General features: G+C 58.5%; 25 protein-coding genes and 1 riboswitch. Of the genes, 12 read left to right on the top strand and 13 right to left on the bottom strand.

The window, feature by feature from the left end:
- Nucleotides 1–23: 23 nt before the first annotated feature.
- Together HMPREF1206_RS00400 and HMPREF1206_RS00395 are read left to right on the top strand one after the other, a co-directional pair.
- Nucleotides 24–1,454, top strand: coding sequence for a TrkH family potassium uptake protein (locus HMPREF1206_RS00400; RefSeq protein ID WP_016421426.1), 1,431 nt, complete (start codon nucleotides 24–26; stop codon nucleotides 1,452–1,454).
- Nucleotides 1,447–2,148 carry a TrkA family potassium uptake protein gene (locus tag HMPREF1206_RS00395; protein WP_016421425.1) on the top strand — a complete coding sequence of 234 codons (702 nt, stop codon included), beginning with the start codon at nucleotides 1,447–1,449 and terminating at the stop codon, nucleotides 2,146–2,148. Before HMPREF1206_RS00400 ends, HMPREF1206_RS00395 begins: the two co-directional genes overlap by 8 nt.
- Before the next feature lie 10 nt (nucleotides 2,149–2,158).
- Here HMPREF1206_RS00395 and HMPREF1206_RS00390 read toward each other — a convergent pair whose 3' ends face one another.
- Together HMPREF1206_RS00390 and HMPREF1206_RS00385 are read right to left on the bottom strand one after the other, a co-directional pair.
- A complete protein-coding gene (locus tag HMPREF1206_RS00390; RefSeq protein WP_016421424.1) occupies nucleotides 2,159–2,500 on the bottom strand; it encodes a hypothetical protein in 342 nt (113 codons plus the stop codon).
- Between the two features lie 4 nt (nucleotides 2,501–2,504).
- Nucleotides 2,505–3,263, bottom strand: a complete 759-nt coding sequence (locus tag HMPREF1206_RS00385; RefSeq protein ID WP_016421423.1) for a thiamine phosphate synthase — start codon at nucleotides 3,261–3,263, stop codon at nucleotides 2,505–2,507.
- A gap of 70 nt (nucleotides 3,264–3,333) precedes the next feature.
- Nucleotides 3,334–3,456: riboswitch (TPP riboswitch) on the top strand.
- 7 nt (nucleotides 3,457–3,463) lie between these two features.
- Between HMPREF1206_RS00385 and thiO the strand changes: the two genes are divergently transcribed.
- Genes thiO through HMPREF1206_RS00365 form a run of 4 tightly spaced genes read left to right on the top strand, consistent with a single transcriptional unit; the run spans nucleotide 3,464 to nucleotide 6,960 of the window.
- Nucleotides 3,464–4,639, top strand: a complete 1,176-nt coding sequence (gene thiO, locus HMPREF1206_RS00380; protein WP_231367210.1) for a glycine oxidase ThiO — start codon at nucleotides 3,464–3,466, stop codon at nucleotides 4,637–4,639.
- A gap of 13 nt (nucleotides 4,640–4,652) precedes the next feature.
- Nucleotides 4,653–4,886 (top strand): sulfur carrier protein ThiS, encoded by a 234-nt coding sequence (gene thiS / locus HMPREF1206_RS00375; RefSeq protein ID WP_016421421.1) that lies wholly within the window; start codon nucleotides 4,653–4,655, stop codon nucleotides 4,884–4,886.
- Between the two features lie 29 nt (nucleotides 4,887–4,915).
- Complete coding sequence (locus HMPREF1206_RS00370) at nucleotides 4,916–5,761, top strand: thiazole synthase (RefSeq protein ID WP_042388917.1); 846 nt, start codon at nucleotides 4,916–4,918, stop codon at nucleotides 5,759–5,761.
- Entirely contained in the window at nucleotides 5,761–6,960 is a 1,200-nt protein-coding gene (locus HMPREF1206_RS00365; protein ID WP_016421419.1) for a ThiF family adenylyltransferase, read from the top strand. The genes HMPREF1206_RS00370 and HMPREF1206_RS00365 overlap by 1 nt, the downstream gene beginning before the upstream one ends.
- Nucleotides 6,961–6,996: 36 nt before the next feature.
- On the opposite strand, the gene HMPREF1206_RS00360 is transcribed toward HMPREF1206_RS00365, so the two are convergent.
- Nucleotides 6,997–8,583, bottom strand: a complete 1,587-nt coding sequence (locus HMPREF1206_RS00360; RefSeq protein WP_016421418.1) for an alkaline phosphatase — start codon at nucleotides 8,581–8,583, stop codon at nucleotides 6,997–6,999.
- Nucleotides 8,584–8,792: 209 nt separating this feature from the next.
- On the opposite strand from HMPREF1206_RS00360, the gene HMPREF1206_RS00355 reads away from it, so the two are divergent.
- Nucleotides 8,793–10,604 carry a BCCT family transporter gene (locus HMPREF1206_RS00355; protein WP_016421417.1) on the top strand — a complete coding sequence of 604 codons (1,812 nt, stop codon included), beginning with the start codon at nucleotides 8,793–8,795 and terminating at the stop codon, nucleotides 10,602–10,604.
- A gap of 216 nt (nucleotides 10,605–10,820) precedes the next feature.
- Here HMPREF1206_RS00355 and HMPREF1206_RS00350 read toward each other — a convergent pair whose 3' ends face one another.
- From HMPREF1206_RS00350 to HMPREF1206_RS00330, 5 genes are all read right to left on the bottom strand, one after another.
- Complete coding sequence (locus HMPREF1206_RS00350) at nucleotides 10,821–11,759, bottom strand: amino acid ABC transporter permease (protein ID WP_016421416.1); 939 nt, start codon at nucleotides 11,757–11,759, stop codon at nucleotides 10,821–10,823.
- Nucleotides 11,759–12,445 (bottom strand): amino acid ABC transporter permease, encoded by a 687-nt coding sequence (locus HMPREF1206_RS00345; protein ID WP_042388211.1) that lies wholly within the window; start codon nucleotides 12,443–12,445, stop codon nucleotides 11,759–11,761. The genes HMPREF1206_RS00350 and HMPREF1206_RS00345 overlap by 1 nt, the downstream gene beginning before the upstream one ends.
- A gap of 19 nt (nucleotides 12,446–12,464) precedes the next feature.
- Nucleotides 12,465–13,406, bottom strand: a complete 942-nt coding sequence (locus HMPREF1206_RS00340) for a glutamate ABC transporter substrate-binding protein (RefSeq protein ID WP_016421414.1) — start codon at nucleotides 13,404–13,406, stop codon at nucleotides 12,465–12,467.
- A gap of 15 nt (nucleotides 13,407–13,421) precedes the next feature.
- Nucleotides 13,422–14,150, bottom strand: coding sequence for an amino acid ABC transporter ATP-binding protein (locus tag HMPREF1206_RS00335; RefSeq protein ID WP_042388208.1), 729 nt, complete (start codon nucleotides 14,148–14,150; stop codon nucleotides 13,422–13,424).
- Nucleotides 14,151–14,270: 120 nt separating this feature from the next.
- The gene (locus tag HMPREF1206_RS00330) at nucleotides 14,271–15,548 is read right to left on the bottom strand and encodes an MFS transporter (protein ID WP_016421412.1); all 1,278 of its coding nucleotides are present in this window, start codon (nucleotides 15,546–15,548) and stop codon (nucleotides 14,271–14,273) included.
- Between the two features lie 260 nt (nucleotides 15,549–15,808).
- Here HMPREF1206_RS00330 and HMPREF1206_RS00325 point away from each other — a divergent pair, with 260 nt between their 5' ends.
- The 5 genes from HMPREF1206_RS00325 (at nucleotide 15,809) to HMPREF1206_RS00305 (ending at nucleotide 22,586) form a co-directional block, all read left to right on the top strand.
- Nucleotides 15,809–16,258 (top strand): MarR family winged helix-turn-helix transcriptional regulator, encoded by a 450-nt coding sequence (locus HMPREF1206_RS00325; RefSeq protein WP_016421411.1) that lies wholly within the window; start codon nucleotides 15,809–15,811, stop codon nucleotides 16,256–16,258.
- Between the two features lie 34 nt (nucleotides 16,259–16,292).
- Complete coding sequence (purB, locus tag HMPREF1206_RS00320; RefSeq protein WP_042388205.1) at nucleotides 16,293–17,723, top strand: adenylosuccinate lyase; 1,431 nt, start codon at nucleotides 16,293–16,295, stop codon at nucleotides 17,721–17,723.
- A gap of 185 nt (nucleotides 17,724–17,908) precedes the next feature.
- Complete coding sequence (locus HMPREF1206_RS00315) at nucleotides 17,909–18,838, top strand: alpha/beta fold hydrolase (RefSeq protein WP_016421409.1); 930 nt, start codon at nucleotides 17,909–17,911, stop codon at nucleotides 18,836–18,838.
- A 385-nt stretch (nucleotides 18,839–19,223) separates the two neighbouring features.
- Nucleotides 19,224–20,417, top strand: a complete 1,194-nt coding sequence (locus HMPREF1206_RS10840) for an IS30 family transposase (protein ID WP_231367152.1) — start codon at nucleotides 19,224–19,226, stop codon at nucleotides 20,415–20,417.
- A 192-nt stretch (nucleotides 20,418–20,609) separates the two neighbouring features.
- A complete protein-coding gene (locus HMPREF1206_RS00305) occupies nucleotides 20,610–22,586 on the top strand; it encodes a VWA domain-containing protein (RefSeq protein WP_016421407.1) in 1,977 nt (658 codons plus the stop codon).
- Between the two features lie 2 nt (nucleotides 22,587–22,588).
- Here HMPREF1206_RS00305 and HMPREF1206_RS00300 read toward each other — a convergent pair whose 3' ends face one another.
- The 5 genes from HMPREF1206_RS00300 to HMPREF1206_RS00280 form a co-directional block, all read right to left on the bottom strand.
- Nucleotides 22,589–23,284 carry a VOC family protein gene (locus HMPREF1206_RS00300; RefSeq protein ID WP_016421406.1) on the bottom strand — a complete coding sequence of 232 codons (696 nt, stop codon included), beginning with the start codon at nucleotides 23,282–23,284 and terminating at the stop codon, nucleotides 22,589–22,591.
- Between the two features lie 120 nt (nucleotides 23,285–23,404).
- A complete protein-coding gene (locus HMPREF1206_RS00295) occupies nucleotides 23,405–23,980 on the bottom strand; it encodes an NADPH-dependent FMN reductase (protein ID WP_016421405.1) in 576 nt (191 codons plus the stop codon).
- Nucleotides 23,981–24,022: 42 nt separating this feature from the next.
- Nucleotides 24,023–25,027, bottom strand: a complete 1,005-nt coding sequence (nrdF, locus tag HMPREF1206_RS00290; protein WP_016421404.1) for a class 1b ribonucleoside-diphosphate reductase subunit beta — start codon at nucleotides 25,025–25,027, stop codon at nucleotides 24,023–24,025.
- Entirely contained in the window at nucleotides 25,024–25,488 is a 465-nt protein-coding gene (nrdI, locus tag HMPREF1206_RS00285; protein ID WP_016421403.1) for a class Ib ribonucleoside-diphosphate reductase assembly flavoprotein NrdI, read from the bottom strand. Before nrdI ends, nrdF begins: the two co-directional genes overlap by 4 nt.
- 356 nt (nucleotides 25,489–25,844) lie before the next feature.
- Nucleotides 25,845–26,807: a MaoC/PaaZ C-terminal domain-containing protein gene (locus HMPREF1206_RS00280; RefSeq protein ID WP_016421402.1), complete on the bottom strand. Its 963-nt coding sequence runs from the start codon at nucleotides 26,805–26,807 to the stop codon at nucleotides 25,845–25,847.
- Between the last annotated feature and the right edge of the window lie 33 nt (nucleotides 26,808–26,840).

Raw genomic sequence — 26,840 nt, 5'->3', positions numbered from 1 at the left:
TGGCCACGAGGACTAACGTTTCGATGGTGATTACGCTGTCGCGGCAGACCACTAAATCACGTCGGGGAGTTCGTCCCACGACGTTGGTGGTGTGGTGTTATGTCGCCCTCATAACCGTTGGCACGGTTTTGTTAATGCTGCCGATTTCGGCAGCCAATAGCCACCCCACGGGGCAGTGTGCCCCGAGCCCTGGGGATATGTGCCTGCCCACGGCGCTGTCTGATGCGCTGTTCACAGCCACCTCGGCAACGAGCCTGACCGGATTGATCACCGTAGATACGGCTACCCATTGGTCAACCTTCGGCAAAGTCGTCATCATGTTGTTGATTCAGCTGGGTGGCCTCGGGTTCATGACCTTGGCTTCTCTTTTTGGCCTCTTCGTAGCAGGAAGGCTCGGCCTGAACCGCCGTGCCGGTGCGCGCGTTGAGGGCCGCGGTATGGACATGGGCGAGATCTCGTGGGTTGTCCGTGCTGCCGTTAGCTTCACGCTGTTGGTGGAGTTTGTTGTGGCAGTGGCACTTATGCTGCGGTTCCACCTAGGTTATGGGTACGGCTGGGGGAGAGCTGCGTGGGAGGGCTTGTTCCATGCCATCTCAAGCTTCAACAATGCCGGTTTTGCTCTGTATACGGACAACGTCATTGGGTTCCGCAGTGATGCCTGGATACTTTTGCCGTTGGCCTTCTCTCTTATCGTTGGTGGTCTGGGTTTTTCTGTTCTGCTCGAGGCTTGGCGACACCTGAAAGCGTGGCTTAGTGTCCGCACGCGAGGGCAGTTGCCTAAACGCTGGTCTCTGACTACTCGCTTCACTATCAAAGGCACCATCCTGCTGATTGCTTTGGGCACAATCATGGTGGCATTTGGTGAGTGGTCCAATGCCATGTCTGGATTCACTACAGGGGAGAAGATACTCAACTCATTCTTCGCTAGTGTGAGCCCGCGTACCGCGGGGTTCAACGCGCTCGATTACGCGGACTTCCACCCATCGACACTGCTGGGCACTGACTTCCTCATGTTCATTGGCGGCGGCACCGGTGGTACTGCAGGTGGCGTGAAAATCACGACGTCGGCAGTCATTCTCGCCGCCGTTCTCGCGGAGATTCGCGGTGACACCTCCGTGTCCGTGGCTCGGCGGCGCCTCAATCCAAAGGTGCTGCGTCAGGCCCTCGTCGTTCTTGCATTCGGTATTGGCCAGGTTTTTCTGGCAGTGATCGCCGTCAGTTTCCTAGCGCCACAGTTTTCTACTGATCAAATCCTTTTTGAAGTAGTCAGTGCCTTCGCCACGGTAGGCCTATCCACAGGCATAACCGCTAATCTGCCGGTGGCAGCACAGGCAATCTTCATCGTGCTGATGTTCACCGGACGTGTTGGCCCGATCGCTTTGGCGACGGCCTTGGCCGCCCGCCCACGCCAGCGCATCTACGAATATCCGGAAGAAAGGCCCTTCATTGGCTAACTCGAAATTCAACCCGTTTGCTGGTTTTGCAGAGCATTTCGCCGACCAAGTCAGCTCTTCTCCTGTTGTAATCCTTGGCATGGGGCGTTTCGGACAGGCGCTCGGCGAGGAGCTGGTCGCTGGCGGTATCGAGGTTCTCTGCGTAGACCATCGCGAAAAGGTGGTTCAGGAGCTGTCCTCGACCTTCGACCACGTGGTCACCGCCGACACCACCATGCCGGAAGTACTGAAGCAGCTCGGTGTCGATGAAGCCGAACGCGTGGTCATTGCAATCGGCAGTGATATCGAAGCGTCGTTACTGACCGCGTCCGCGCTGGTGGACATGGATGTACCGCTGATTTGGGCGAAAGCTGATAACCAGGCTCACGCCAAGATTCTGGGCCAGATCGGTGTGCACCATGTCATTCGCCCGGAGGCCGACACTGGCCGTCGTATTGCGCACCTAATCGGCGGCAAGGTCCAGGACTTCCTTGAGTTCGATCGCGACTACGCAGTCGGTAAGGTCGCGCCGCCGATCCATTGCCTGGATAAGACCGTGGCGGAGATTAACCAGAGCGCACCGATTACGGTTGTCGCCGTGCAAAAGCGCGGTCAGCGCTTCCGCCCTGCGCTTGCCGACGACCGCATTACCGCAGGTGACCTGTTGATTGTCTCGGGCGCCATTCGGCAGTTGGAGACGTTCGCCGGAGAGTAGGCGTTGATTGCTACTTGTCGCCGTGGCTGTCGATTCCTTCGACTCCCGTGACCGTTGTCAGTAGGAAGACGGAATCCGCTAGAGCCTTCACTCCGTGCTTGACGTGGGTGAGCACTTTGAGATTGCCCTCGGAAATCGTGGTTTTATCGGCACCGGTGATTTCAACTTCGCCAACAAGCACAAGCATCGAGGCTGCGGGCGGCGAGTTATGGGCGGAAAGCTCAGTTCCTTCAGTCAGTGCGATGAGAGTCTGGCGTAGCGGGCCGTCGTGGACAACAATTTCCGCAGCGCGGCCATTACTGTTGCTTTTGGCCTGAGCGAGAAGTTCGTCCTTGTGGGAAAGAATCCTCATGGTCCTAGCTCCTTGGTGAAACCACAGCGCGCAGAGCACGCGCTGCCTCTTCCGGATTCTCCGCATCGGTCAGTGCGCGAACCACCACAATGCGCTCCGCACCAGCGGCGATAACTTCGCCGGCGGTCTCGGCGTTGATACCGCCGATTGCCCACCATGGCTTTACCGGGTCACTTGCGCCGCGGTCGTGCGGGCGCACAATATCGGCCACGGAATCTTGGTGGGACTCCGCTGAACCCTGTGCACGCGCCCTCCGCACGAGTGCCGCAGCTTCACAGACCATCTCGACTCCGACGGGTTGACGGTCGGGCTTCGTCGGGGTGGCATACACCGGACCGATTACCGCGTAATCGATGCCATCGTCGGCAAGCGAGGCGGCGAACATGTCCAGATTTCGGTTGGATCGGCCGATGAGAACCTCGGGGCCAACGATCTGGCGGGCCTGCTCGGTGGTGAGGTCCTCCTGGCCCACATGCAGGATGTCTGCGCCGGTCAGTGCGGCAATGTCGGCGCGGTCATTGACGGCGAAGAGCTTGCCGTGTTCAGCGGCGACCTCGGCGAGGGTCTCCACAGCGGCAATCTCGTCGCGGGTGTCGACTTTCTTGTCGCGCAGCTGGATGATGTCGGTGCCGCCTTCGTAACAGGCGTGCAGGAATTCGCGCAGATCACCGCGGGATGCGCGCGAGTCGGTGCAGAGGTACAGGCGGGCGTCGGCAAGCAGGGCGCGTCGTGTTGTGCGAGTGGCGGCTGATGAGGCGTTCATGTCCCCATGTTAGGCGAGGTTGGGGATGCGGTGTCGTGGCGGTGAGTCCGAAGTCATATGATGGGGGAGTACCACGTTCCGCGGGAGCCGTACTCGGTATCGATGAGATGCCGCTGGCTGAGAGGGCGAGTAACGCCGACCGCTTTTACCTGATGCGGGTTATGCCGCCGGAGGGAGGAATGGCAGTGAATGCTGCCGCTATGGGTGCTGCCTCGACAAGTGAGGGCGGCACAGGGGAGACGTCGTCGAGCGTTGTTATCGCAGGCGCGGGCATTATCGGCTTGGCGACGGCATGGAGACTACTCCGCCAGGGATTCGATGTGACCGTCCTCGATGCCGAGCCCGTTTCCGGCGCAACCTTCGCCGCAGCTGGCATGCTGGCGCCGGTGGCCGAAGTCGTGTGGGATCAGCCGACGCTGTATCCGCTGATGGTGGAGTCGGGCAAGCTTTACCGCGACTTTGCCCTCGCCATCGCCGAGGAATCGGGCCACGATGTCGGCTACATCGAGAATTCCACGTTTGTTTGTGCGGGCGATGCCGCTGACCGGCAGACACTCAGCGAGCTCGTTGAGCTGCAGCATGACATGGGCATGGAGATTAACCGCATCACTGCCACCGAGGCGCGCCGGGCAGAACCGGCACTGGGGCCGGGCTGTGTTGGTGCGGTGGATATTCCGGGAGATCACCAGGTCAATCCGCGTCTGCTCGCCGAGGCGTTGCTGACCATTCTGGGAGACCGCGTCATCCGCACCCGCGCGGAAGAGGTTATTTACGCTTCCGATGCCGACCCCCGCCAAGCCATTGGGCTGCGCGGTACGGACCGAAATGACTACCTCGCCGATGAGGTCGTTCTGGCTGCGGGGCTGAACACTGCTGACATCGCGGGGCTGCCGGAGAATCTGAATCTGCCGCTGCGCCCGGTCTATGGGGATGTGCTGCGGCTGCGTGTACCGGAGCGCTTACAGCCACTGGTCACTCGCACTATTCGCGGTGTGGTTCAGGGGCGTCCGGTTTATATCGTCCCGCGTGCCGACGGCACCGTCGTGCTCGGCGCAACCTCGCGTGAAGATGACCTGACCGGTGTCTCCGCCGAAGGAGTCCACCAGCTACTCCGCGACGCATACCGCCTGGTGCCCGGCATTCTCGACTGCGAAATCTACGAGATGACCGCCCGCGCCCGGCCTGGCTCCCCAGACGATGTCCCCATGATTGGTCGCGTGGCTCCAGGACTGACCGTGTCGACCGGCTACTTCCGCCACGGCATTCTGCTTACCGCCATCGGTTCCAAGCTCACGGCCGATGTCGTCGCAGGTCGAGAAACTGACAACGACCCGGCGCTTCTTTCCGCCGTCAATCCATTCCGCTTCAGCGATTAGAGGAGGCTCGCTTATGTCCACCACAACACTCAATGGCGAAGGCTACACACCGGCTGCGGGGGAGATGGTCGCAGATCTCGTCGCAAAGCACACGGGGCACGCGCTTAACGACGACGGCACCGCCGCGGACGGCACCCGCCTGGGAATCGCGGTAGCCGTGGATGGCGCGGTAATCCCGCGTGCCAAGTGGACGACCACACCCGTGGCAGGCGCCATCGACATCGTGACAGCAGTTCAGGGAGGCTAGAGATGACCGCGAATTCCGCACAAGCAAAGATGTCCGCACAGGAAAATGAAACCGGGGCGGCAAGCGAAGTTACACGCGAACCGCTGCGCATTGGCGGGCTGGAGTTGAACTCCCGTCTGATTATGGGAACTGGCGGTGCGACCAGCATGGATACGCTGGAGCGCGCGCTGGTGGCTTCGGGCACCGAGCTGACTACGGTGGCGATGCGCCGTTTTACGCCCGGCACGAAGCAGAACGTTTTTGAGATTTTGCAGCGCAACAATATTGCGGCGCTGCCGAATACTGCGGGGTGCTATACCGCTCGTGACGCGGTGCTGACTGCGCAGTTGGCCCGCGAGGCGCTGGAAACCAACCTGCTGAAGCTCGAGGTCATCGCCGACGAGGACACGCTGCTGCCGGACCCGGTCGAGCTGGTCGCGGCAGCGGAGCAGTTGGTAGCTGACGACTTCGTCGTTTTCGCCTACACCAACGACGATCCGGCGCTGGCCAAGCGGCTGGAAGATCTGGGCTGTGCAGCTGTCATGCCGGCGGGCTCGCCGATTGGCACTGGTCTGGGCATTCTTAACCCACACAACATCGAGCTGATTGTGGACCGCGCGAATGTGCCCATCATCCTGGATGCGGGCATCGGTACCGCGTCTGAGGCAGCTCAGGCGATGGAGCTTGGCTGCGATGCAGTGCTGTTGGCATCCGCAGTGACCCGTGCACATGATCCGGTGGGCATGGCCACGGCGATGCGCTTCGGCGTTGAGGCAGGACTGACTGCTCGCGAGTCCGGCCGCATTCCACGGCGTCGACTAGCCCAGGCGAGCTCGTCGTTTGAGGGAATCATCACTGAGCGCGTCAGCGGCGCACGCGAGCAGGATTCTCTGTAATGGCGGAGCAGGGTGTCAATCTTTCGGACCGCGACCTGCGCCGGTACGCACGGCACCTAACATTGCCGGGCTTTGGTGCCGAGGGTCAGCGAACTTTGCGAGCCTCCCGCGTCCTCGTTATCGGAGCTGGCGGCTTGGGATCGCCTGCGCTGTTGTACCTGGCCGGGGCAGGGGTCGGGCACATCACCATCATTGACGATGACGTGGTCGACGAATCCAATCTTCAGCGCCAGGTCATTCACCGTGAGTCCGACATTGGTCGCCCGAAGGCCGAATCCGCCGCGGATGCCGTGCGGCGCCTTGACTCCGAGGCATCGGTGACCGCAATCGTCGGCAGGTTAAGCGTCGACAATGCTGAGGAGCTCTTCGCCACTCACGATGTAGTGCTCGACGGCGCGGACAACTTCGCCACGCGCTACCTGTCCTCCGATGCCGCGGAGTTGACCCGAACGCCACTGGTCTGGGCCACAATTCTGCAGTTCGCAGGACAACTGTCCGTCTTCTGGCCCGGCCACGGCCCCATGCTTCGCGATCTCTACCCCGACATCCCCGACCCCGGCTCCGTGCCGTCGTGCGCCGCAGGCGGTGTCCTCGGCGCAATGGTCGGACAAATCGGCTCCATGATGGTCGTCGAAGCTATCAAGGTGCTCACCGGTGTCGGCAAGGTCGCCGTCGGCAAACTCGTGCTTATCGACGCCCTGGAGGCAACCACCCGCACACTGTCCTTTGCGGCCGACCCGGAGCGCGAACCCGTTTCCGACTTGACCGAAATTGCGCAGGTGTGCGCAGCATCGTGGTCGGAAAATGAAGACGGCGCGGAGCAGAATGTGCGCAGCGTTGGTCCTCATGCAGTGCGTGAGCTTCTCGCCGAGGGCGTGCCTCTTATCGATGTACGCGAGCCCGAAGAGTATGCAGAGGCCGCCATTGCCGGATCGGTGCTTGTACCGCTCGGCGAAATTCGCAGCCGTAGGTGGGCTGCGATTCGCGAAGCGTGGGCTGAGCGGAACCTCCAGCCGAACTCCCCACGAGTTGTCATTCACTGCCACTCGGGTGCCCGTTCGCAGCAGGCAATTGAGCTGCTGGCTGGTGAGGTCGAGACTGATGGTGCCACGCCGGAGCTCATCAACTTGGACGGAGGTATTGTGGCCTGGCAGGCTGCGGGGCAGGAGACCGTCGTAAAGCGTGGTGGAACGCACTAATTAGCAGCTACCGCCACGCGCTGTTGAACAGTGTGCCTACGCCTGCGGCTTCAGCGTTGTCGACCACAACTCGGTGCCACGAGTGGTGAGCAGACGGACGGTCATCTCGCGTGAGTCGCCGTCGATATCGACTTCGCCGAAGTGCTGGAAGTCCTGTGTGGGGTCGGCGTTGGCATTGTCTTTACCCGGTGCGTGGACGTACTCCACCTTCGGCCCGAAGGTCGAGTCCATTTCGTTGGGGCCGAATGCGCCCGCGTGGAGAGGACCGGAGACGAATTCCCAGAAGGGTGCGAAGTCGGTGAACTGTGCGCGCTCTGGGCTGTAGTGGTGAGCCGCGGTGTAGTGCACATCGGCGGTGAGCCAGACGACATTTGAAACATCTTTAATGGCGCTGAGCAGGCGGGCGATTTCACGTTCACGTCCTGCAGGTGCACCGGCGGCACCATTGGATACGCTTTCTTGGTCACCATCGTCGCCGTCGGGGACGATGATTCCAAGCGGTAGGTCATTAGCAACAATCTTCCACGTCGCGCGGGAGTCCTTGAGGGAGTCGATTAACCAGTTGGTCTGCTTTTCGCCAAGGATTGGTTCTTCGGTTGTCGAGCGCGGATTATTGGAAGTGTTTTCTCCCTTGTAACTGCGCATATCCAGAATGAAGATGTCTAGCAACGGGCCGTAGGAAACCTTGCGGTAGACGCGCCCATCTACAGCCATTTGCTGATCAATTGGCTGCCACTCATGGAAGGCCTGGTAGGCGCGCTTGGCCAGAGTGTTGACATCGCGCTCGGTATAGCGATCGTCGTCTAGGACTTCGTTGGGGTACCAGTTGTTGACTGTTTCGTGGTCATCCCACTGAACCAGCTGCGGAACCTGCGCATTGAAGGCCAAGTAGTTCTTGTCCATGAGGTTGTAGGAGTACTGGCCACGATACTCTTCGAGGGTTTCAGCAACCTTGGATTTGGCCGGAGTGACATGGTTGCGCCACACAGTGCCGTCGGAAAGCGTGACGGATTCATCCAGCGGACCGTCGGCATAGCAGGTGTCGCCTGAGTGAATGAATAGGTCTGGATTGCGCTCCATCATGGTGGAAAAGCCGGTGTAGCCACCGATTTCGTCGTTAATTCCCCAACCCTGACCTGCGACATCGCCGGACCAGTGCAGGCGGATGTTGGATGCGCGGTTTGGGGCAGTACGGAAGGTGCCGATAACGGGATCAGAGCAGATTCCAGTATCTGCCTCTTCGAGCGTGACGCGATAGAAGATTTCCTGCCCCGGTTCGAGACCGACGACACGTAGACGTCCGGTGCCGTCAGTGTCTGGAGTTAACAGAGAGTTACTGCGGAATACCTTGGCATTCTGGAAGCTCTCAGTTGCAGCAGTTTCAACCACCATGTGGGCGGGGCGGTCTGAGCGAGCCCAAATTAATGCGCCGTCGCCGCGGATATCGCCACTTGCAACGCCGTGGGTGAGCTGTGGCCGAGAACGCAGTAACCCTGGGGAGGCCAGTGACGGCGAACCCGGTGTAGCTGAAGCCGCAGCTCTAGAGGCATGAGCGAGCGTGACTGAAGTGGCAAGTGCGGTGGATGCGCCTAAACGTAGAGCGCTGCGACGGGAAAGCTGCATGGAGTCGAACGATAGGTTTTCCACTTTGACGTTCAGTTAAACCAGCGTGAACTCGAAGGAAAAAGTCGCAATTACAGAACAAAGGCTTAGTTATTGAGAATGACTGGGCTTCCTTTTGTAACGTAGATAACCGACTTGGGAGGAATGTGTCTTCCGAGCTGTCTTTTCTGAGACAAACAATCTAGAAGTGAAAGGCGCTGACCCCGATAATGGGATCTACACAAACGCCACAAGTAAAAACGCAAGAAAAGAAGTCGGGCGGTTTTCTTAAGAACCTGCCGACCGACCCGTTGATCTTCACGACGGCGATGGGTTTCATTGTCCTCTTTGTGGCAGTGACCATAGCGCTGGGGGATACCGCTCGGGATGCCTACTCGGCCGCTTCCGATTGGGTTACGTCTAACATGGGCTGGCTGTTCATCGGTGGTGTCTCGGCAAGCTTTATCTTCCTCATCGGCTTGTTTGTGTCCCGCTACGGACGCATCCAGCTTGGCGATGATGACGAAGAGCCCGAATACACCATCGCCGAGTGGTTCGGCATGCTCTTCGCCGGTGGTACTGGCTCCATGCTGATGTTCTGGGGCGTGGCTGAACCGCTCAACCACGCTTACAACCCGCCGTTCGGTCAAGAGCCGATGAGCCGCGAAGCTCAGAACACTGCGATGGCATTTACCATCTACCACCTGGGTATTCACATGTGGGTCATCATGGCGCTGCCGGGGCTCGCGCTGGGGTACTTCATTTACAAGCGTCACCTGCCGCCGCGCGTCTCCTCCATCTTCGCGCCGCTGCTCGGTGCCCGAATCTACTCATGGCCGGGCAAGCTTATCGACGCCGTCGCCATCATCGGTACCGTCGTCGGTATCGCGGTATCGGTGGGCATGGGTGCGCTGCAGATTAACTCCGGTGCTGCTCGTGTAATCGGTACCCCGGAAAACTCGATGGTGCAGCTCATTCTGATTGCCATCATTATTGTGATTGCCTCGATTTCCGTGGCCCGCGGTCTGGACAAAGGTATTAAGGTGTTGTCCAATGCGAACATTTGGGCCGCCATGGCATTGATGGTCTTCGTGCTGCTCATGGGCCCGACATTGACGCTGCTGCGCCAGACCGTCGATACGACAGGTGTCTACTTGGATGCGCTGCCTCGCATCATGTTCTGGACTGACTCCTACGACGTCAACCCGAATTGGAAACAGGGCGCCTGGACGGTCTTCTACTGGGCCTGGACAATCTGCTGGTCGCCATTTGTGGGCATGTTCGTCGCCCGTATTTCCCGCGGCCGTACAGTCCGTCAGTTCATTGCCGGTGTGATTGCACTGCCGACAATCGTGTCAATCATGTGGTTCTCTATCTTCGGCCGCGCTGGCTTCGAACTGGAAAATGAGCAGCCGGGCATTCTGACGGAACCAGTCGTCGAAGGAGGGGATCCCTCGCCGGCTCTATTTATCCTGCTGGAGCAGTACCCACTGGCAACCCTTGTCAGTGTGTTTGCGCTCTTTGTGATCATGATCTTCTTCGTCACCTCCATTGACTCCGCTTCGATGGTGATGGACATGATGTCCACCGGTGAGGAAAACAAGGCTCCGACCTTCTACCGAGTGCTGTGGGGCGTCATGATCGGTGCTGTGGCAGCTTCTCTGCTGCTGATTTCTGGTGAAACCGCACTGGAAGCGCTGCAGTCTGCCGTGATTGTTATCGGTGTACCGTTCTTCTTCCTCCACTTTGTGATGATGTACTCCTTGGTCAAAGGCATGAGTGATGACCACATGGCAGTGCGCAAGCCGGTTACCCGCCAGTGGGAGAAGACCGATACTCCGGAGAAGTTGGAGAAGCACGAAGCCGCACCCGCGCCGGGCTACGACGAAGAGGGCAATGAGCTGCCGCGCTTTGAGTACACCCACGATGAAGAGGGACGTCTGGTTATTCAGTCCGATGTGGTCGTTGAAGGTGAGTTTGAGTCTGGCGAAAAGTCGGAATCGGAGGAATTAGAGGAGTCGGGGACGAAGTCTGAGTCATAGTAGAGCACGGTCGCAGTAGTGCCCGGCACTTGTGGCCACGCTATTCACCTATCGTTGCGCTGTAGCGGGGCCATCAGTGAGTAGTGCATCGATAAGAGCGAAGGCAAAGGCCGTAGCCAAACAAAAACGCCGCCCAGCGGAAACCTTTAGCAGTTTCCGTGGGCGGCGTCGCTGTGTTCGTCGTAAAGCAAGTGCGGCGTTAAGCCGTGATTAGCTTTACTCGTAGGTGCCTCGGAGGTCCTTGTAGTCCTCATCGTGCCAGTCCACGTTGGCCTGGTCCTTGGTGGTGACACCGACGTCAGGCTGATGCGGGACCTTCGCAATGATGTTGCGGCGGGCGCGGCCGGCGCGGAGCTGGCTTTCGATGCGCTCGGCAAGGTTGGCCAGGCCGAAGTTGATGGCGATGAGAATGATTGCCACGACGACCAGCGATGGGATCATGGCGCCGTAGTACTCGCCAAGCTGGCGGCCGGAGCGGACAACCTCGACGTAACCAATCATGTAGCCCAGTGCGGAGTCCTTCAGCGCGATGACCATCTGCGAGATAATCGCCGGCAGCATGGCGGCGACTGCCTGCGGCAGCAAAATGGTGACCATCGTCTGGCGGTGGGAGAGACCCAGCGCAATCGCGGCCTCTCGCTGGCCCTTCGGCAGCGATTCGATGCCGGAGCGCAGCGTCTCGCCAATGACGGATCCGTTGTACATGGTCAGGCCAAACACAACGGCGGCAAAGCCGAGGTAGTTCGACGGAAACAGCTGCCAAAGCGCGAACACCGAGTAGGCAAACAGCATGAGCACCAGCACCGGAATGGCGCGGAAGAACTCGACAATCACCGAGCACAGCCAGCGCACCGGTGCGACCGGGCTCAGCCTGCCGACGCCCAGGAGAGCGCCAATAACCAGTGCCAACACAATAGAGACGACAGCCGCGACAATGGTGCTGACCAGACCGGGCAGAATGTATGTGGTCCAGGTTGTGGATTCGAGGAAGAACGACCATTTATTGGCCTCGAACTGGCCCTTGTCGGCCAGCTTCATTCCCACCCAGGCGAGAATCGCAACGGTGATTGCGGCCACGATCCAGGTGAGGGTTCGGTTGAAGCGCTGAGCCTTGGGGCCCGGCGCGTCGTAAAGAACTGTTGCGCGAGTAGCCATTAGCGCTTCACCGCCCATCGCTTGCCAGCCCAGCCGAAGAACAGGCCGGTCGGCAGAGTCAGAATAATAAAGCCGACAGCGATGATGCCGAAGATAATCAGGATATCGCTGGCGTAGTTTTCGGTCATGGTCTTCATCAGCAGCGACGCTTCAGCCACACCGATTACCGAGGCAATCGTGGTGTTCTTGGTCAGCGCGATCAGGGTGTTGCCGAGCGGCACGATAGCGCCACGGAACGCCTGCGGGAAGATGATGTAGCGGAAGCTCTGGCCGAAGCTAAGCCCCAGGGAGCGGGCGGCTTCGGCCTGACCGAACGGCACAGTATTAATACCGGCGCGCAGGGACTCCGCAACGAAGCACGAGGTGTAGGCAACAAACGCCAACACCGCGAGACGGAAGTTCTGCTTGACAATGAAGGAGTCATTCTCCGCAGCCAGCAGCAGCCCCAAGTTGTAGTAGAGACCCATCGAGGCCAGCAGCACAATCAACGTCAGCGGGGTATTGCGGACAATGCTGATGTACCAGGTCGACAGGGTACGTAGGATTCCCACGGGGCTCACGCGCATAGCGGTGAGAAGCGTGCCAAAAATCAGGGAACCAATTGCCGAAGCAATCGTCAGTTTGATGGTTACCCAGAAAGCCGGAAGCAGTTCCGGCCCCATTTCACTCCATAGTTCTGGATTCATTGTTTGCTCGCACCCCTTCCTACTTCTTCTCTACGAACGACAGATCGCCGATTGCCGGCTTGTCGTCGAGCTCGAACTTGTCGCCCAAATGCTTCTTCAGGATCTTCTGAAGCTCACCGGTGTCGTACAGCGACTCCAGCGCCTCATTGATGGCCTCACGGCTGGCATCATCACCCTTGGGCAGGCCGATGCCGTAGTACTCATTGGTCCAGTAGGAACCATCGGGGTTGCGCAGCTCGACCACGCGGAAGTCGTCGCCGAAGCGCTCCTTGTAGCGCTGGGCGAAGCCCGCGAGAATAGTCGCATCGGTGGTCAGAGCATCGACGACACCCTGCTTCACACCTTCCGCGCACGCGGCGTAGGTATCGAACTCCTGCAGCTGTACCTCCGGCAGAGCGTCCTTGACCTTCTGCGCTGGGGTGGAGCCGGATACAGAACACAGGCGAGTGCCCGGGGCGACGTCGTCAAGCCCCTGGATGCCCTCGGAACCGCGCACTAACAGTGCCTGGTGCGTGACCAGGTACGGGCCGGCGAAGTCGACGGCAGCCAGGCGGCCAGCGTTGATGGAGTAGGTGGCGGCGATCATGTTGACCTCGCCGTTGTTAATCAGCGTCTCGCGCTGAGCGGACGGGGTCTCGCGCCACTCCATCTCGGGCACATCCCAACCGTTCTTGTTGGCGATGTACTCAATGACGTAGCGGGAAACATCGTTGTCGACGCCCGCGAACTCACGGTCCGGAGTGCGCTCACCGAGGCCCGGCTGGTCAAACTTCGTACCCAGCGTCACGTGCCCGGCTTCGATATCGGCCAGCAGGTTTCGGGGTCCGCCGCTACCGCAGGCCGCGAGGCTCATCGTCGTGGCAACAGCTACGACAGCCGCCGCAACTCGCTTGCCGACGACACCTCGGCGGCCCTGGTTGCGACTGCGTCCCCGGCCTCCTCGTAATAGTGAAAGCTTCATGGTGACCAGCCCCGCCTAGTGTCCGACGATCTTGGCCAAGAAGTCCTTGGCGCGATCGCTCTGCGGGTTGGTGAAGAAGGTCTCCGGGTCGGTGTCTTCGACAATCGCACCGTCGGCCATGAACAGGATGCGGTCGGCCACGCGGCGGGCGAAGCTCATCTCGTGGGTGACACAGACCATGGTCATGCCGCCCTTGGCCAGGTCGGTCATGACATCGAGGACCTCGTTGATCATTTCCGGGTCGAGCGCGGAGGTGGGCTCGTCGAAAAGCATGACCTTCGGGTCCATGGCCAGGGCGCGTGCGATGGCGACGCGCTGCTGCTGACCGCCGGAGAGCTGCGCCGGGTACTTGTCAGCCTGTTCCGCAATGCCGACACGGGCGAGCAGCTTGTCCGCACGCTCGCGGGCCTCGGCTTTGGAGATCTTGCGGACCTTCAGTGGGGCCAACGTGACATTGTCGCGAATGGTCATGTGGCTGAAGAGGTTGAACTGCTGGAAGACCATGCCGACCTCAGCGCGCAGGCGGGTGAGTTCCTTACCTTCTTCGGGAAGGAGCTTGCCGTTGATGCGAATTTCGCCGCTGTCGATGGTTTCCAGGCGGTTGATGGTTCGGCACAGTGTGGATTTACCAGAGCCGGAGGGGCCGAGGATAACTACGACCTGGCCAGCTGGGATTTCCAGGTTGATGTCGCGCAAAGCGTGGTAATCGCCGTAGTGCTTGTTCACCTCGGCAATCGAAATCATGCTCTGTGGTGTGGATGATTCAGTCATGGGGGAAAGTATAGGTGACTCACGACACATAACTGCTATCGGTGTTCCTTGTCCGATATTCACCTGTAAAAAGTGACTGCACACCAATTAGTTCTAAAGATCCACGCGATGGCGCCTCGCAACAGGCTTGCGGCCATGCACGAACCAGTAGAAGACGGCCGCGAGAACCACCACAACCGCCAGGCCTGCGTACATCTTGTCGAAGCCCATAGTGGCGACCGAACCCAACACGATTGGGCCGAGGCCGATGCCCGCGTCGACAAGCAACAGCAGCGTCGAGATGCCGGTGCCGAGCTTGTGTGCCGGGGCTAGGTGTACAGAGATCGTCTGGCAGGCCGGCATCAGAGTGCCGTAGCCCAGGCCGCAGAGCGCACCGGCGACAATGACGTGCCAGTCAGCGCTAGCGAAAGATAGAACCAGCAGCGAGATAGTGAAGCACACCAGGCCAATCGCAATTACTGGGTTGTCTCCACGGCGATCCTGCAGACGTCCCAGCGAGAAACGCGCCGCCATCATCGCCACCGCATAGGCGATGAAGAAGAAGCTGGCGCCCTTAGTCAGGCCGCCCAGCTGCGAATATCGGTTCAGGAACGTAATCACGCCCGCGTACGCCAAGCCAATGAGCAGCATGAACAGGCCAATCGGAACGACGCTCGGTGTCATGATGTCATCGAAGGAAAACGCGCGCTTCGTCTCGCTTGCCGACGAATCCTCGGTGGCCTCGGCCTTGTCTGCCACGGTGGTGGGCTCGGTGTGTTGTGGGAGGACTAGCGCCAGCACCAGACCTATAACGGACAGGCCGAGGGCGGTGGCGAAGAGGACGCTGTAGCCGACCGAGCCAATGAGAGCCAGGCCAAGAGCTGGACCAATGGCCGTGGCCAGAGTGGTGCCGAGTGATATGTAGCCGGTGCCCTCTGCACGTCGCGAAGCGGGAATGGCGGTCTGGGCGGCGGCCATCACGGCGGTGGAGGCGAAAGCGTAGGTCAGGCCGTGGATGATGCGGATCGTAATTAAGATCGGCAGGGAAGCGGCCCAAATATAGGCGGCGCAGGCTGCAACGATGACAGTGAGCGAGCCGAGCATGATTTTGCGACCACCGAAGGTGTCCACCAAGTAGCCCGAGAAGAGGCGAGCGATGGTGGCACCGACAACGAAAGAACTGGCGGCGAAGCCACCGGCGGCGTCGGAGGCGGAGAAGCGCTGGACGGCGTAGAGCGCCATGACCGTGATTGAAAGGTAGAACACCAGGTACATGCTGAAGTTAATCAGCCAGCTGATTATGAAGGCGGGGGAGAAGAGCTTGTCTTGTCCGCGCTGCTCGTCCTGCTCGTTCTGTTTGTGCCTGGTCTGTGTGGTCGTATGCGTTGTCATGCTGAAAGTACGGTCTCTTTTCTCGTTTGAAAACAATCGTGGAATTAGTGCTGTGGCAAAACTGCTTTCCGGTATTTGTATCGTGCAAAAATGCAGTTAGGGGTCGAATTATAACAATTGGTTTGTATGATGCAAATGCATTCCCGTGGGATTAACTCTGTCCGCGGCACGCTAGAATAGGTGAGGAATTAAGCAAACAGATACATCTCGCAGACCCACTAACGGGCCGAAATAAGGCGACATAAGGACTGACTGCCACCGTGCGAAACGACGACCTGGCCGCGCTCGTTTACGAGAACATGCTGCTGTCCCGGGTGAGTTCCAGCGGCTACCGACCACACCGCAAGGACATCCTGTTAGATCGCTCCGCCGCGGCACTGCTAGCGCGACTGGAAGCGCAGCCGGATATGACAGTCGCGGAGCTCTCCGATGCACTGGGGTTGGACATTTCTACAGTGCACCGCCAACTGGCCGCCGCTATGCGCCAGGGGTATATCGCGAAGAGGTCTGCGCCGTCGTCAAGCGCCAAAGTGCATAGCGCAACTGATAAGGGATTGGAGTTGCTGCACCGGGAGATTGAGGCGCGTAAGAAAACCGTCGATGACATCACTTGCGACTGGGAGGACGCGGAGCTCGCAGAGTTCGTGCGATTGATGCGCAAATTCAACGAAGGCGTGGAAGAAATGCGTGGTCACCCATGGCCTAGATAACCGCGGATGCCGGGGTCATGGAATACTTGAGGGCGTGGCTGAGAAAAAGAAGATTGCAAACGTCCTTGCTAACCGATACGCCTCTGCGACTCTGGCGGAGTTGTGGAGCCCTGAGTACAAGATCATCCTCGAGCGCAAGCTCTGGATTGCAGTTTTGAAGGCCCAGGTCGCCCGCGGAATTGAGGTTCCGGAGGGCACTATCGAGGCGTATGAAAAGGTCATCGACCAAGTTGACCTCGACTCCATTGCCGCCCGTGAGCGTATTACTCGCCACGATGTGAAGGCCCGCATTGAAGAGTTCTGTGAACTGGCTGGCACCGAGCACATTCACAAGGGAATGACCTCACGAGACCTGACTGAAAACGTCGAGCAGCTGCAGGTTCTGCAGTCGCTGAAGGTCGTGCGTGACAAGGCCGTTGCCGTTGCCGCCCGCACTGCCGAGAAGGCCTCCGAGTACCAGTCGCTGGTCATGGCGGGTCGTTCCCACAACGTCGCCGCGCAGGCAACGACTCTGGGCAAGCGCTTCGCCTCCGCTGCGGACGAGATGCTGCTGGGTATCGAGCGCGTAGAAGACCTGATCTCCCGCTACCCGCTGCGCGGCATCAAGGGCCCGATGGGCACCGCCCAGGACATGCTGGATCTGCTTGACGGTGACGAGTCCGCGCTGGCCTCCCTGGAAAACGAAATCGCTGAAGGCCTCGGCTTCGACCGCGTCTTTGACTCCGTCGGTCAGGTTTACCCGCGCACCCTCGACTTCGACGCTCTGTCCGCGCTGGTCGAGCTCGGTGCAGGGCCGGCATCGCTGGCCACCACCATCCGCCTGATGGCCGGTAATGAGACCGTCACCGAGGGCTTCAAGGAAGGCCAAGTTGGCTCTTCCGCCATGCCGCACAAGATGAACGCCCGCTCCTGTGAGCGCGTCCACGGTTTCCAGGTCATCCTGCGCGGCTACATGACCATGCTCTCCGAATACGCCGGTACTCAGTGGAACGAAGGCGACGTTTCCTGCTCCGTGGTCCGCCGCGTTGCACTGCCGGATGCATTCTTCGCCATGGACGGCATGTTCGAAACCTTCCTCACCGTCCTGTCCGAGTTCGGTGCATTCCCGGCCATGATTGACCGTGAGCTGGAGCGCTACCTGCCGTTCCTCGCCTCCACCAAGATCCTCATGGCAGCCGTCCGCGCTGGTATGGGCCGCGAGGAAGCCCACGAGATCATCAAGGAGCACGCCGTCGCCACCGCACTGGATATGCGCGAAAAGGGCGCCGAGCAGAATCTCACTGAACGTCTCGCTACAGATGAGCGTTTCCCGCTGGATGCCGCAGGGCTTGCCGACGCTCTGGCAGACCGCCACGCTTTCATCGGTGCCGCAGAATCTCAGGTTGACCGCGTAGTTGCGCGTGTGCAGACCGTCGTGGACAAGTACCCAGAGGCCGCGGCCTACAAGCCGGGCGAGATTCTGTAGCTTCACGTGCGTCACGCGCGAAACACGTAAACGAAAAAACGTAAAGACGTAAGGTCCCTTGAAAAACTCTGTCACGTTGGTGGCAGAGTTTTTCTTTGTTTGTTGACGAAAGCACCAGTGAGCAGCCAAGTTCCTCGGTACGATGAGCGATAAGCATCGAAACCTCTACTCGAAAGGTGCCCGACGTGACATCGGCTGTTAGGACTTCGCTTTCTCGCCCAGGTGCCACATTGAATGTGCTGCGCTGGGTTCCAGAAAATGACAAGGGCGCGCCCATTACTCCTAAGGGAGTGGTGCAGATTGTCCACGGCATGGTCGAGTACGCCAACCGCTACGCCAAGTTCGCCGAGTACCTCGTATCCCAGGGTTATGCCGTCGTCGCGCACGACCATCGCGGCCACGGTATGACCAAGACGGATGCTGGCATCCCGGGCTTCTTCGCTGACTACGGTGGCTGGAACCTGATTCTCGAAGACCTCCACGCGGTGCGCCAGTACGTTGATGCAGAATTCCCAGGTAGCAAGCACTATATTCTCGGCCACTCCATGGGGTCGCTTCTGACTCGTAACTACATCGCCAAGTACGGCGAGGGGCTCACCGGTGTCATTATCATGGGCACTGTGTCGTGGCCAGGGGCTAAGGGCGACGCGGGAATGAAGGTGGCAAACCTGCTGGCTAAGATTCGTCCTACCGCGCCGGGCAAGCTGCTCAACACTCTCACCTTTGCTGATTACAACAAGGACTTTGAGCGCCGCACTAAGTTTGATTGGCTCACCCGCGACCACAAGATTGTCGATGCTTATATTGCGGACGACAAGTGTGGTTTCGTTCCCACCAATGCCTTTTTCCGCGACCTTCTCGTCGGCACGCACTACGCGAACTCGCCTGAAGTCTATGAGAAAGCGCCTGATGAGCTGCCGCTTTTCGTGGTTTCCGGTGCCGTTGATCCGGCGGGTGGCGCTGCCTGTGTGACTGAGGTCGTGGGCAAATACCTGAACGCGGGCAAGAAGGACGTGCGCTTTAAGGTCTATCCGGATGGTCGCCATGAGATTCTCAACGAGTTGAATAAGGAAGAGGTCTACTCCGACATTGTGGCGTGGTTGGAGTCCCGCTAGGGGGAGCTGGTTAATAGACAAAAAGTATGCCCGTTCGGCGGGTCGACCGGTGGGCATCTTTTGCTACTTATCCCAATGCGAGTTACTGACTGCGTTTATGTCAGCGGCGGCAGGGCGATGCAAGTTACTGACTGCGTTTATGACAAAAATGGCCGGTAGGTTCAGGCGGTGAATGCATCACCACTTTCGACCAGGAGAAGTAGTGAAGCAAACCCGCCGAACGAAATACAGTGCCATCAAACCCATTGCGCTTCAACACATCGCCAACGGGGCATCAGCAAGCGCGGTTGGGCGCGATTTAGCGATTCCCTCACCAACTGTCAGGCGGTGGGCGCGACAAGCCGGAATTGCGATTCAGCACCAATCGCACTGCCCGAAGTTATCGATGATGGATAAGCACCGCGTGATCTACGAGATGCTTATGGCCGGCACATATAGTGTTGCCCAGATTGCCGCGCAGGCTGGGGTGTGCACAACCACGGTGTACAACCGGCGGGCTAGATTAACCACTATGAATACCCGCAGTCGGATAACACCTGGTGATGTATCTCGTGTTGGCGCTGGTCGGCGGCTAGGGCTGACGGAACGCTTAATTATTGCCGATTGCCTGCGGGCAGGTCATTCGCACCGGCGTATCGCCCAGATAGTCTGTCGTAGTCAATCCACTATCAGTCGTGAAATCGCACGCAACAGCGTCGATGGTATCTACGATGCCTATCACGCTGATCAGGCCAGCCGCGGGCGTCTTGCTCGTCCAAAGCCGCGCAAACTCGATGACAATCGATTCTTACGCGCCCAGGTTGTCAATCTGCTCAACCGTGGCGCCTCGCCGCGTCAGGCCAGTGGCAGGTTGGCTGCACTGTGGGGTGATAATACGTCCATGACTATTAGCCACGAGTCGATTTACCAGGCCCTTTACGTACAAGGGGCAGGCAGCTTGCGCAAAGAACTTGTGTTTGAAAAGTCCTGCCGGACTACCCGGCCAGGGCGTAAACCCCGCTCGCTTCTCGCAGGGGTGCCCAAGCCACGTGGAAAACGCTGGACTCATGATGCCAATATTTCACTTCGCCCAGCCGAAGCCAATGATCGTGCGGTACCCGGTCATTGGGAAGGCGATTTGATTATTGGCGCAGATGGCACCAGTGCTTTAGCGACGTTGGTGGAACGCCGCAGCAGGTTTGTGCTGCTCGGCAGACTCGGCACTGACCATACTGCCGCCAGTGTCAATGAGGTGATGGTACGGATGATTCGTCGGCTCAAAGAGTCGATGGACACCACGATTTCGACGTTGACCTGGGACCAAGGGGTGGAGTTTGCCAAACACACGGAGTTTTCTGTCGCGGAGAATATCCAGGTGTTTTTCGCCGATCCGCATTCGCCGTGGCAGCGAGGTAGCAATGAGCGGATGAACCGGGATATCCGGTTTTATTTCCCCAAAGGCACCAACTTTACCGATGTCACCGACCAAGAGGTCGCCGAGGCGGAAGCATTGCTGAATAACCGGCCGCGGGTAGTGCTCGACGGGTTAACTCCCCGGGAGGTAATCTCTGGTGTTATCCATGATGCAATGACCGCCTGACCCTACCGCCCGAAAAATTGCCTGAAAGTGTCATAAACTCATACAGTTTCACATTTGCAGCCCGTAATCATATTTGGCGCCCGTAATTTTTGGGGTCTGCCCAGTCATTATCTTGAGAATCAGACATACTTTTGTCATGTAACGTTCTTTTTACGCTTGAAGATTTACGCTTGAAGAAAAGGAACCGACCACATGATCAGAAGAAGACAACTCTCAGCGGTCGTGCTCACCATCTCCATGCTGCTGGTGCTCGTAGGCTCTTTTGCGGGAATCACAACAGGGCGTGCACAGGCGCAAGAGGCCGCGAGTACTATCTCGCCAACCATGGTGATCCTGGATGCTTCAGGGTCAATGCTTGCCGACGACGCGGGCGGCCAGACCCGAATGGAGGCAGCGAAGACTGCCACGAGTAAGTTCGCGGGATCGGTGTCAGAGGACTCCGAAATTGGGTTCATGGTCTACGGCACGGAAGTTGGCAATTCGCCGGAGGAGCGGGAAGCTGGCTGTCAGGACATCACCACGCTGCTGCCCGTGCAGGCGGGTAACTCGGCGAAGATTCCTGCTGAAGTAGGAAAGGTCCAAGCCTCCGGCCACACCCCGATGGGGCCTGCGCTGCGTCAGGCTGCCGATGAGTTGCCGAAAGAAGGGCAACGTTCGATTGTGTTGGTCTCCGATGGTGAGGACACCTGTGCTCCGCCACCGGTGTGCGAGGTAGCCAAGGAACTCAAGCAGCAGGGCATTGACCTGGTCATCAACACAGTTGGTTTCCTTGTTGATGCAGGTGCACGTGCTGAACTGGAGTGCATTGCTGAGGCCACTGGCGGTGAGTACCTGGACGCCCAGGACTCCGATTCGCTGGCTGAGTCCATGAAGACGCTGGCGACCCGCACCGCACGCACCGCGCAGTCCAGCGCGCAAGAGATACAGGGCGGCGACGCTCCTACGAGCGCTACCAAGGTGCCTGCCGACGTGGAAACGTTCTCGACCAAGCTGCGGGAAAAGACTCCTGAGTCCGAGCGCAGCATCGGTAATCAGGAAGGCGACGGTGCTGAGTACTTCTCCGTCCCGGTTGCTGAGGGAGAGCGGCTTGCAATTAGTGCGGCTACCGTGCCGGGAGCGTCGTCAGGCGCGACGTTGATGGACCTAGATGTTCGTAACTTCGCGCTCACTATGCATTTGGATGACAGCAGTTGCTTCCTGGCCAATGATTTCGGCAATGGCATCATCGACTCCAATGGCCCCTTTTTCGCATCGATAACAACCAAGCAGTCCGGGGGAGCTGAGGGGGACTGTAAGCCGGGCAATGTGGTGTTCTCCGTGGCTCGGAAAGGCGGCTCCTTCGAGGGCCAGGACATTCCTGCAGAAGTAACCATCAAGCGTTTCGCCAACGAAAACCTGATTGATGTGCCGGAGGCGTTCCCGTCCGACAAGGAGAGCTTGAACCCTCCGCCCGCGACACCGGAAGCAGATCAGGCTAAGAAGGTCACCCCAGGTTCGTGGTTCGATGACGCCACGGAACTTACTGCCGACAACATCAGCAGCGTCACGGCCGACATTGTTCCTGGTGAGACGCACGTGTACAAGATCAAGTCCGAGTATGGGCAGCAGCTCCGCGGCGCCGTCAAACTCATTGACGCCCCAGAAGCGGACAAGCTTGCACAGATCTCCGGCCTGGATATCAAGACGCTGAACTCGGCACGCCAGCTCGCCGGCAGCGAGGAAAACCGTCCGGCCAATGAACACCAGATCGGTGAAGAGACTACATTTGGTAACTCGGCCCGGATTAACTATCGCAATCGGATCGGCGAAGATAGTGAAAAGTCGGGCGATTACGAGGCTGAAAGAGCCTGGTTGGATGGCGACCAGTACATCGTTGTCTTCTTCAACAACAGCTGGGGTGCCGGTCAATCCCACGATGTCGCGGGTGTTCAAAACGTCCCGGTGACTTACCAGCTGACCACGGAGTTGGTCGGCGAGAAGATTCCGGGCCCAGCTTTTGAACAGGTCGCGCACAAGTCGCCAAGTAGCGAGGCCCCGACTAGTAGCCAGCAGAATCCGAAGGGCACCGAAGAAAACGAGGATGACGGCTCTTCCAACATGATGTGGTTCTCTATTGGTGCAGTTCTGTTAGCCGTCGTCGGCGCGGCAATCGCGTTGACCCGTAAGTAACGCTAGAGCGTCCAGTACACGCCGAATCGGTCAGGCTTGACGACGGCTTCCGTGCCCTCGGCAACCTCAGCGCCTGTTAGGCCAAGCGCTTGGCAGGCGCTTTCGACCTCTTCGGCCGAATCGCTGGAGAGGCGCATCGCCACACCGTCGCCGAAGGTGAAATTGTGCATGCCCGGCGAGTCGAGCGTCATGACATTCCCTGACCCGAAAAGCCGGTTGTATACCTCGGTGGCGGCGGCAGCCTGTGGTTCGTCGCCTGTCCACATGAAGTAGGGAATAACGGCGGGATTCGCTGTCTTTGCGGCAGCGTCCGTGCTTGCAGCCCCGCTGGTTAAGGAATCAATCATCAGTTGCCAGTTGACCCCATTGCCGTCGACCAACCAGCCAAAGAGCGGCGAGAAATCGTAGCTGGTCAGGGGCATGAGCGTAGCACCACCGCTGATGGTTTCATCACCCGCCATCAGATGCTCCCACAGTCTGCGCAGCTGGTTTTCCTGACCAGGGGCAAATCGCACCATAAAAGACACAGCGGGGGTTAATCGGCGGTTCCCGTTCTCAATGAGTTCAAAGTCCATCCCGCCGATGGTGAGCGTGGTGGAGTTGGGCTTGATGTTGGAGTGAAAACCTTCGGCGTAAAACCGCGCAGCGGCGCGGGGGTCGTCGTTAAGCGCGATCACGGCCGAGATAGAAACAGTCATGAAAATGAGCCTAACGACGAGCGCCTAACCGCGCAGAGAACGCAGCGTTTGATCCTAGTCAGTGAAGAATCTTCATACGGCGATATCCCCAGTAACGCTGCGCTGATTAGGGGATTTCAGTTAGTGGCGTGGGCTCTGCTCGCGAACTAGGTCTGCAAATCTGTTGATGTAGTCGCGAACAAAGTCCTCAGTGCTTGACGACGTGAATTCTCCTTGTTCGTCAATGAGTGTTGGCGATTGTCCCAGGAAGACCTCTGGCTGACCGAGCATCGGCATGTCGAAGTACGACAGCGCGAGTCGCAAGTTCTTCTGAGAGCTATAACCGCCCATACGGCCGACGGAGTGGCTGATAATTCCCGCGGGCAGGTTCTTCCATGCCACATCACCGTTGGGCTTAGATCCGATGTCAACGGCATTCTTCAGAGCTGCAGGAATTGTGCGGTTGTTTTCTGGGGTGACAAATAGGATGCCATCGCTGGCTTTAATGGTTTCCCGGAAACTGGTGTATTCCGCGGGAGTCGCAATATCGGACACTGCGGGGTCGTCGTAGTCGAAGTTGTAGAGAGGGAGGTCACGAATCTCGACGATGTCGACTTTGAAGTCATCGGGGAAGTACGTGGCTGCCTTGAGTGCAATCTTTCGTGCATAGGAGGCTCGACGCAAGCTTCCTACCAGGATAGAAATCTGTGCAGTCATGCGAATGTTCCTTTCTTAGGATGTATGGGGAAAGACGTGGATTTAGAAATCCCAGTCTTCATCTGCGGTGTCTTCGGCTTTTCCGATGACATATGCGGAGCCGGAACCGGAGAAAAAGTCGTGGTTTTCATCTGACCCCGGGGTGAGGGCGGCGAGAATTTCGGGCTTGAAGGCGGTCTCTTCATGGTTAAACCGCTGCGGGTATCCCAAGTTCATGAGCGCTTTGTTGGCGTTGTATCGAATGAAGTTGGCAACGTCGTCGTAGAGCCCGAGTGGTTGGTATAGGGCTTCGGAGTACCTCAGTTCGAGCTGGTATAGATCATCGAGAAGTTCGAAGACGAAAGCCTTCATCTGCGTTTGCGTGGCGGTGTCGTAGGTTTCTACGCCTCGCTGGAATTTGTAGCCGGAGTAATAGCCGTGAACAGCTTTGTCACGCAGAATCAGGCGCACCATGTCGGCGGTATTGGTCAGGATGCCACGTGATGCGAAGTGCAGCGGGAGGTAGAAGCCGGCGTAGAGCGAGAAGGACGAAAGAAGCGTTGCTGCCGCCTTTCGCTTGAGTGGAACGTCGCCGTAATAGTGTTTGAGCACAGCTTTTGACCGAGCCTGCAGGATGTCATTGGCGACTGCCCATTGGTAGGCAGCGTCGATGTCAGGGGTATTGGATAGCGTAGAAAATACTGAAGAATAAGACTTTGCATGCACTGCTTGCATGAAAGCGATATTCGTGTAGACGGCCTCTTCATGTTCGGTGCGGGCATCTTGAATTTGGGAAATCTCCCCGACAGACGCCTGGACTGTGTCGAGCATGGTCAGTCCGGTGAAGACCTTCATGGTCAGCTCGCGTTCTAGATCGGTGAGGCGTCGCCAGTCTGCAAGGTCATTGGACAGTGGGACTTTTTCGGGCAGCCAAAAATTTGCTGTTAGGCGATTCCACACTTCGAGATCTTTGTCATCGTGCACTCGGTTCCAGTTGATTGGCCGAAGGCGGGCAGCTGGGTCCTTGCGAAAAGACGGTGGCGTAGTTGAATAGCTGTAGATGTTCAAGAAGTAGCGCTCCTCCAGAATTTTTCCAGGCCCTCTTTGACGTTTTCCACATCGTGGTCTGTCCCCAGTAACTCGTAGTGGTATAGCTCCGGGACCTGGCATTTTGCAGAAATGATGGCTCCGGCTATGCAAAAGTCGGTGCCGAAATTTGTGTTGCCCGAGGTGATGACACCGCGGATGAAACTCCTGTTGGTTTCGTCGTTGAGAAAAGCGATGACCTGCTTAGGCACCGCGCGGCGCCGACATCCGCCGCCATAAGTCGGTGTGATCAGGACAAATGGGCTGCGAACGCGAATCATTCCGTCTTTTCGCGGATGTAACGGGATGCGTGCTGCTGGTTGAGCCAGCTTTTGGACGAACCGGTGAGTGTTTTCAGAAGCACTGGAGAAGTACACGATTCGGGGTGACTCCTCCGGTGGGAGTTCCGTGAAAGTCAGCGGCGTCTTCGATGATGAAGACACTCGATTACCTCCTATGTTCAATCGATTGAACATAGAATAGAGGAGTGAATGGGATGTCAACAAGGCGTTGCTTACGTGCGGTTGAACAGTGCTTAGTCACGCAACTGCGAAGTAAAGCCGCGACTCTGCATTAACGGCGGAAAAATCCAGCAGCTAACTATCAAGGCGAGAAAGTGGCGGGGTTGCCGGCGGGGGGGGGGAAGGAGACGGTGTCTCTCTGGGGGGGGGGGCATGCCAGTGGTGCCCTCGGCAAAAGCACAACTGGGAAAACAAAAACGCCACGCTTTGGAAAGGTCCAGTCAATGAGGAGACTGGTTTTCCAAAGCGCGGCGTTTTCTACAGCGCTTTCGTGTCAACTACTTCAGCGGACGAACACTTCCGGTGAAGTGCGGACGCTTCTTCTTGCGATCCCACGCGACAATGTTGACTGCGCGGCCGATGTTGGAGCTGCCCTCAGTCAGGTTGTGAGCAGCACCTGCACCGTCACCGGTGTGGGTGAGTGCGACATTGATGGTGGTCGGCAGAACGACCGGCGCACCGAAGGAAATCTGGAACTCGTACGACTGACCCGGCAGAACCTGTGCCTCAGCCAGCGCGCGGGAGGCGGTGTACATGCCGTGTGCAATCGCTGCTGGCATGCCCAGAGCCTTCGCGGAGACAGAGGTGATGTGAATCGGGTTCCAGTCACCGGAAACCTTGGCCCACTTGCGGCCGGTGTTGCCAGCCAGCTTCCACTGAGCGGTGGGGAAGGGAACCTTGAACTGCTCGCGTTTGATGGTCTCGGCGCCGGACTTGATGGCCTCACGCTGTGCCTGGACCTCTTCGAAGCCCTCGGCATCCTTCAGGCGAACGCCCTTGGCCAGATACACCGACTGCTCCTCGACCAAGGTGGCGCCGGATGTGGACGATGTAACAGTTGACTCCAGAACAACCTCAGTGCCCGAGCGGTGAGCGCGGAATGCGGCAACCTTCACCGCGATATCAACTTTGCCACCGAGTGTGACAGGCGAGATTTCGCGGTAGGTGTTCTCGGTGTGGACCAGGCCCATCATCGGCAGCGGGAAATCATCCGCAGCCATTAGCTCCATCTGGATGGGCATGATTAGGGCGTGGATGTGGCCGAAGAAAGCCTGTTCAGACTTCGGAGCGCCAACGACGTCGCGGAAGTCCTGGTCACGGTCGGCATCGACAGTGACGCCCTTGACCACTAGTTCATCGACCTTGATTTCGGTGGAGTTCGGGCGTTTCTTCGCCGAACCAGCAGCTGCCTTGGCGTAGAGCGGAACCAGATTGGGAATGGCATCCAGGGTCTTAGCCATAAGTTTTCCTCTTTCCTCCTTATCGGGAGCCTA

The sequence above is a fragment of the Corynebacterium sp. HFH0082 genome, assembly GCF_000411235.1.
GTDB lineage: Bacteria > Actinomycetota > Actinomycetes > Mycobacteriales > Mycobacteriaceae > Corynebacterium > Corynebacterium jeikeium_D.
This window is presented reverse-complemented; position numbering and strand designations above follow the sequence as displayed.

Bases quoted from the DNA above. Each gene is read 5' to 3' on its own strand.
- HMPREF1206_RS00385 (WP_016421423.1), bottom strand. From the start codon at position 3,263: ATGAACGCCTCATCAGCCGCCACTCGCACAACACGACGCGCCCTGCTT.
- HMPREF1206_RS00345 (WP_042388211.1), bottom strand. From the start codon at position 12,445: ATGAATCCAGAACTATGGAGTGAAATGGGGCCGGAACTGCTTCCGGCT.
- thiO (WP_231367210.1), top strand. From the start codon at position 3,464: ATGGGTGCTGCCTCGACAAGTGAGGGCGGCACAGGGGAGACGTCGTCG.
- HMPREF1206_RS00300 (WP_016421406.1), bottom strand. From the start codon at position 23,284: ATGACTGTTTCTATCTCGGCCGTGATCGCGCTTAACGACGACCCCCGC.
- HMPREF1206_RS00340 (WP_016421414.1), bottom strand. From the start codon at position 13,406: ATGAAGCTTTCACTATTACGAGGAGGCCGGGGACGCAGTCGCAACCAG.
- HMPREF1206_RS00295 (WP_016421405.1), bottom strand. From the start codon at position 23,980: ATGACTGCACAGATTTCTATCCTGGTAGGAAGCTTGCGTCGAGCCTCC.
- HMPREF1206_RS00330 (WP_016421412.1), bottom strand. From the start codon at position 15,548: ATGACAACGCATACGACCACACAGACCAGGCACAAACAGAACGAGCAG.
- HMPREF1206_RS00355 (WP_016421417.1), top strand. From the start codon at position 8,793: ATGGGATCTACACAAACGCCACAAGTAAAAACGCAAGAAAAGAAGTCG.
- HMPREF1206_RS00400 (WP_016421426.1), top strand. From the start codon at position 24: ATGGTGATTACGCTGTCGCGGCAGACCACTAAATCACGTCGGGGAGTT.
- thiS (WP_016421421.1), top strand. From the start codon at position 4,653: ATGTCCACCACAACACTCAATGGCGAAGGCTACACACCGGCTGCGGGG.
- HMPREF1206_RS00335 (WP_042388208.1), bottom strand. From the start codon at position 14,150: ATGATTTCGATTGCCGAGGTGAACAAGCACTACGGCGATTACCACGCT.
- HMPREF1206_RS10840 (WP_231367152.1), top strand. From the start codon at position 19,224: ATGATGGATAAGCACCGCGTGATCTACGAGATGCTTATGGCCGGCACA.
- HMPREF1206_RS00390 (WP_016421424.1), bottom strand. From the start codon at position 2,500: ATGAGGATTCTTTCCCACAAGGACGAACTTCTCGCTCAGGCCAAAAGC.
- HMPREF1206_RS00305 (WP_016421407.1), top strand. From the start codon at position 20,610: ATGATCAGAAGAAGACAACTCTCAGCGGTCGTGCTCACCATCTCCATG.
- HMPREF1206_RS00280 (WP_016421402.1), bottom strand. From the start codon at position 26,807: ATGGCTAAGACCCTGGATGCCATTCCCAATCTGGTTCCGCTCTACGCC.
- HMPREF1206_RS00365 (WP_016421419.1), top strand. From the start codon at position 5,761: ATGGCGGAGCAGGGTGTCAATCTTTCGGACCGCGACCTGCGCCGGTAC.
- HMPREF1206_RS00370 (WP_042388917.1), top strand. From the start codon at position 4,916: ATGTCCGCACAGGAAAATGAAACCGGGGCGGCAAGCGAAGTTACACGC.
- HMPREF1206_RS00350 (WP_016421416.1), bottom strand. From the start codon at position 11,759: ATGGCTACTCGCGCAACAGTTCTTTACGACGCGCCGGGCCCCAAGGCT.
- HMPREF1206_RS00360 (WP_016421418.1), bottom strand. From the start codon at position 8,583: ATGCAGCTTTCCCGTCGCAGCGCTCTACGTTTAGGCGCATCCACCGCA.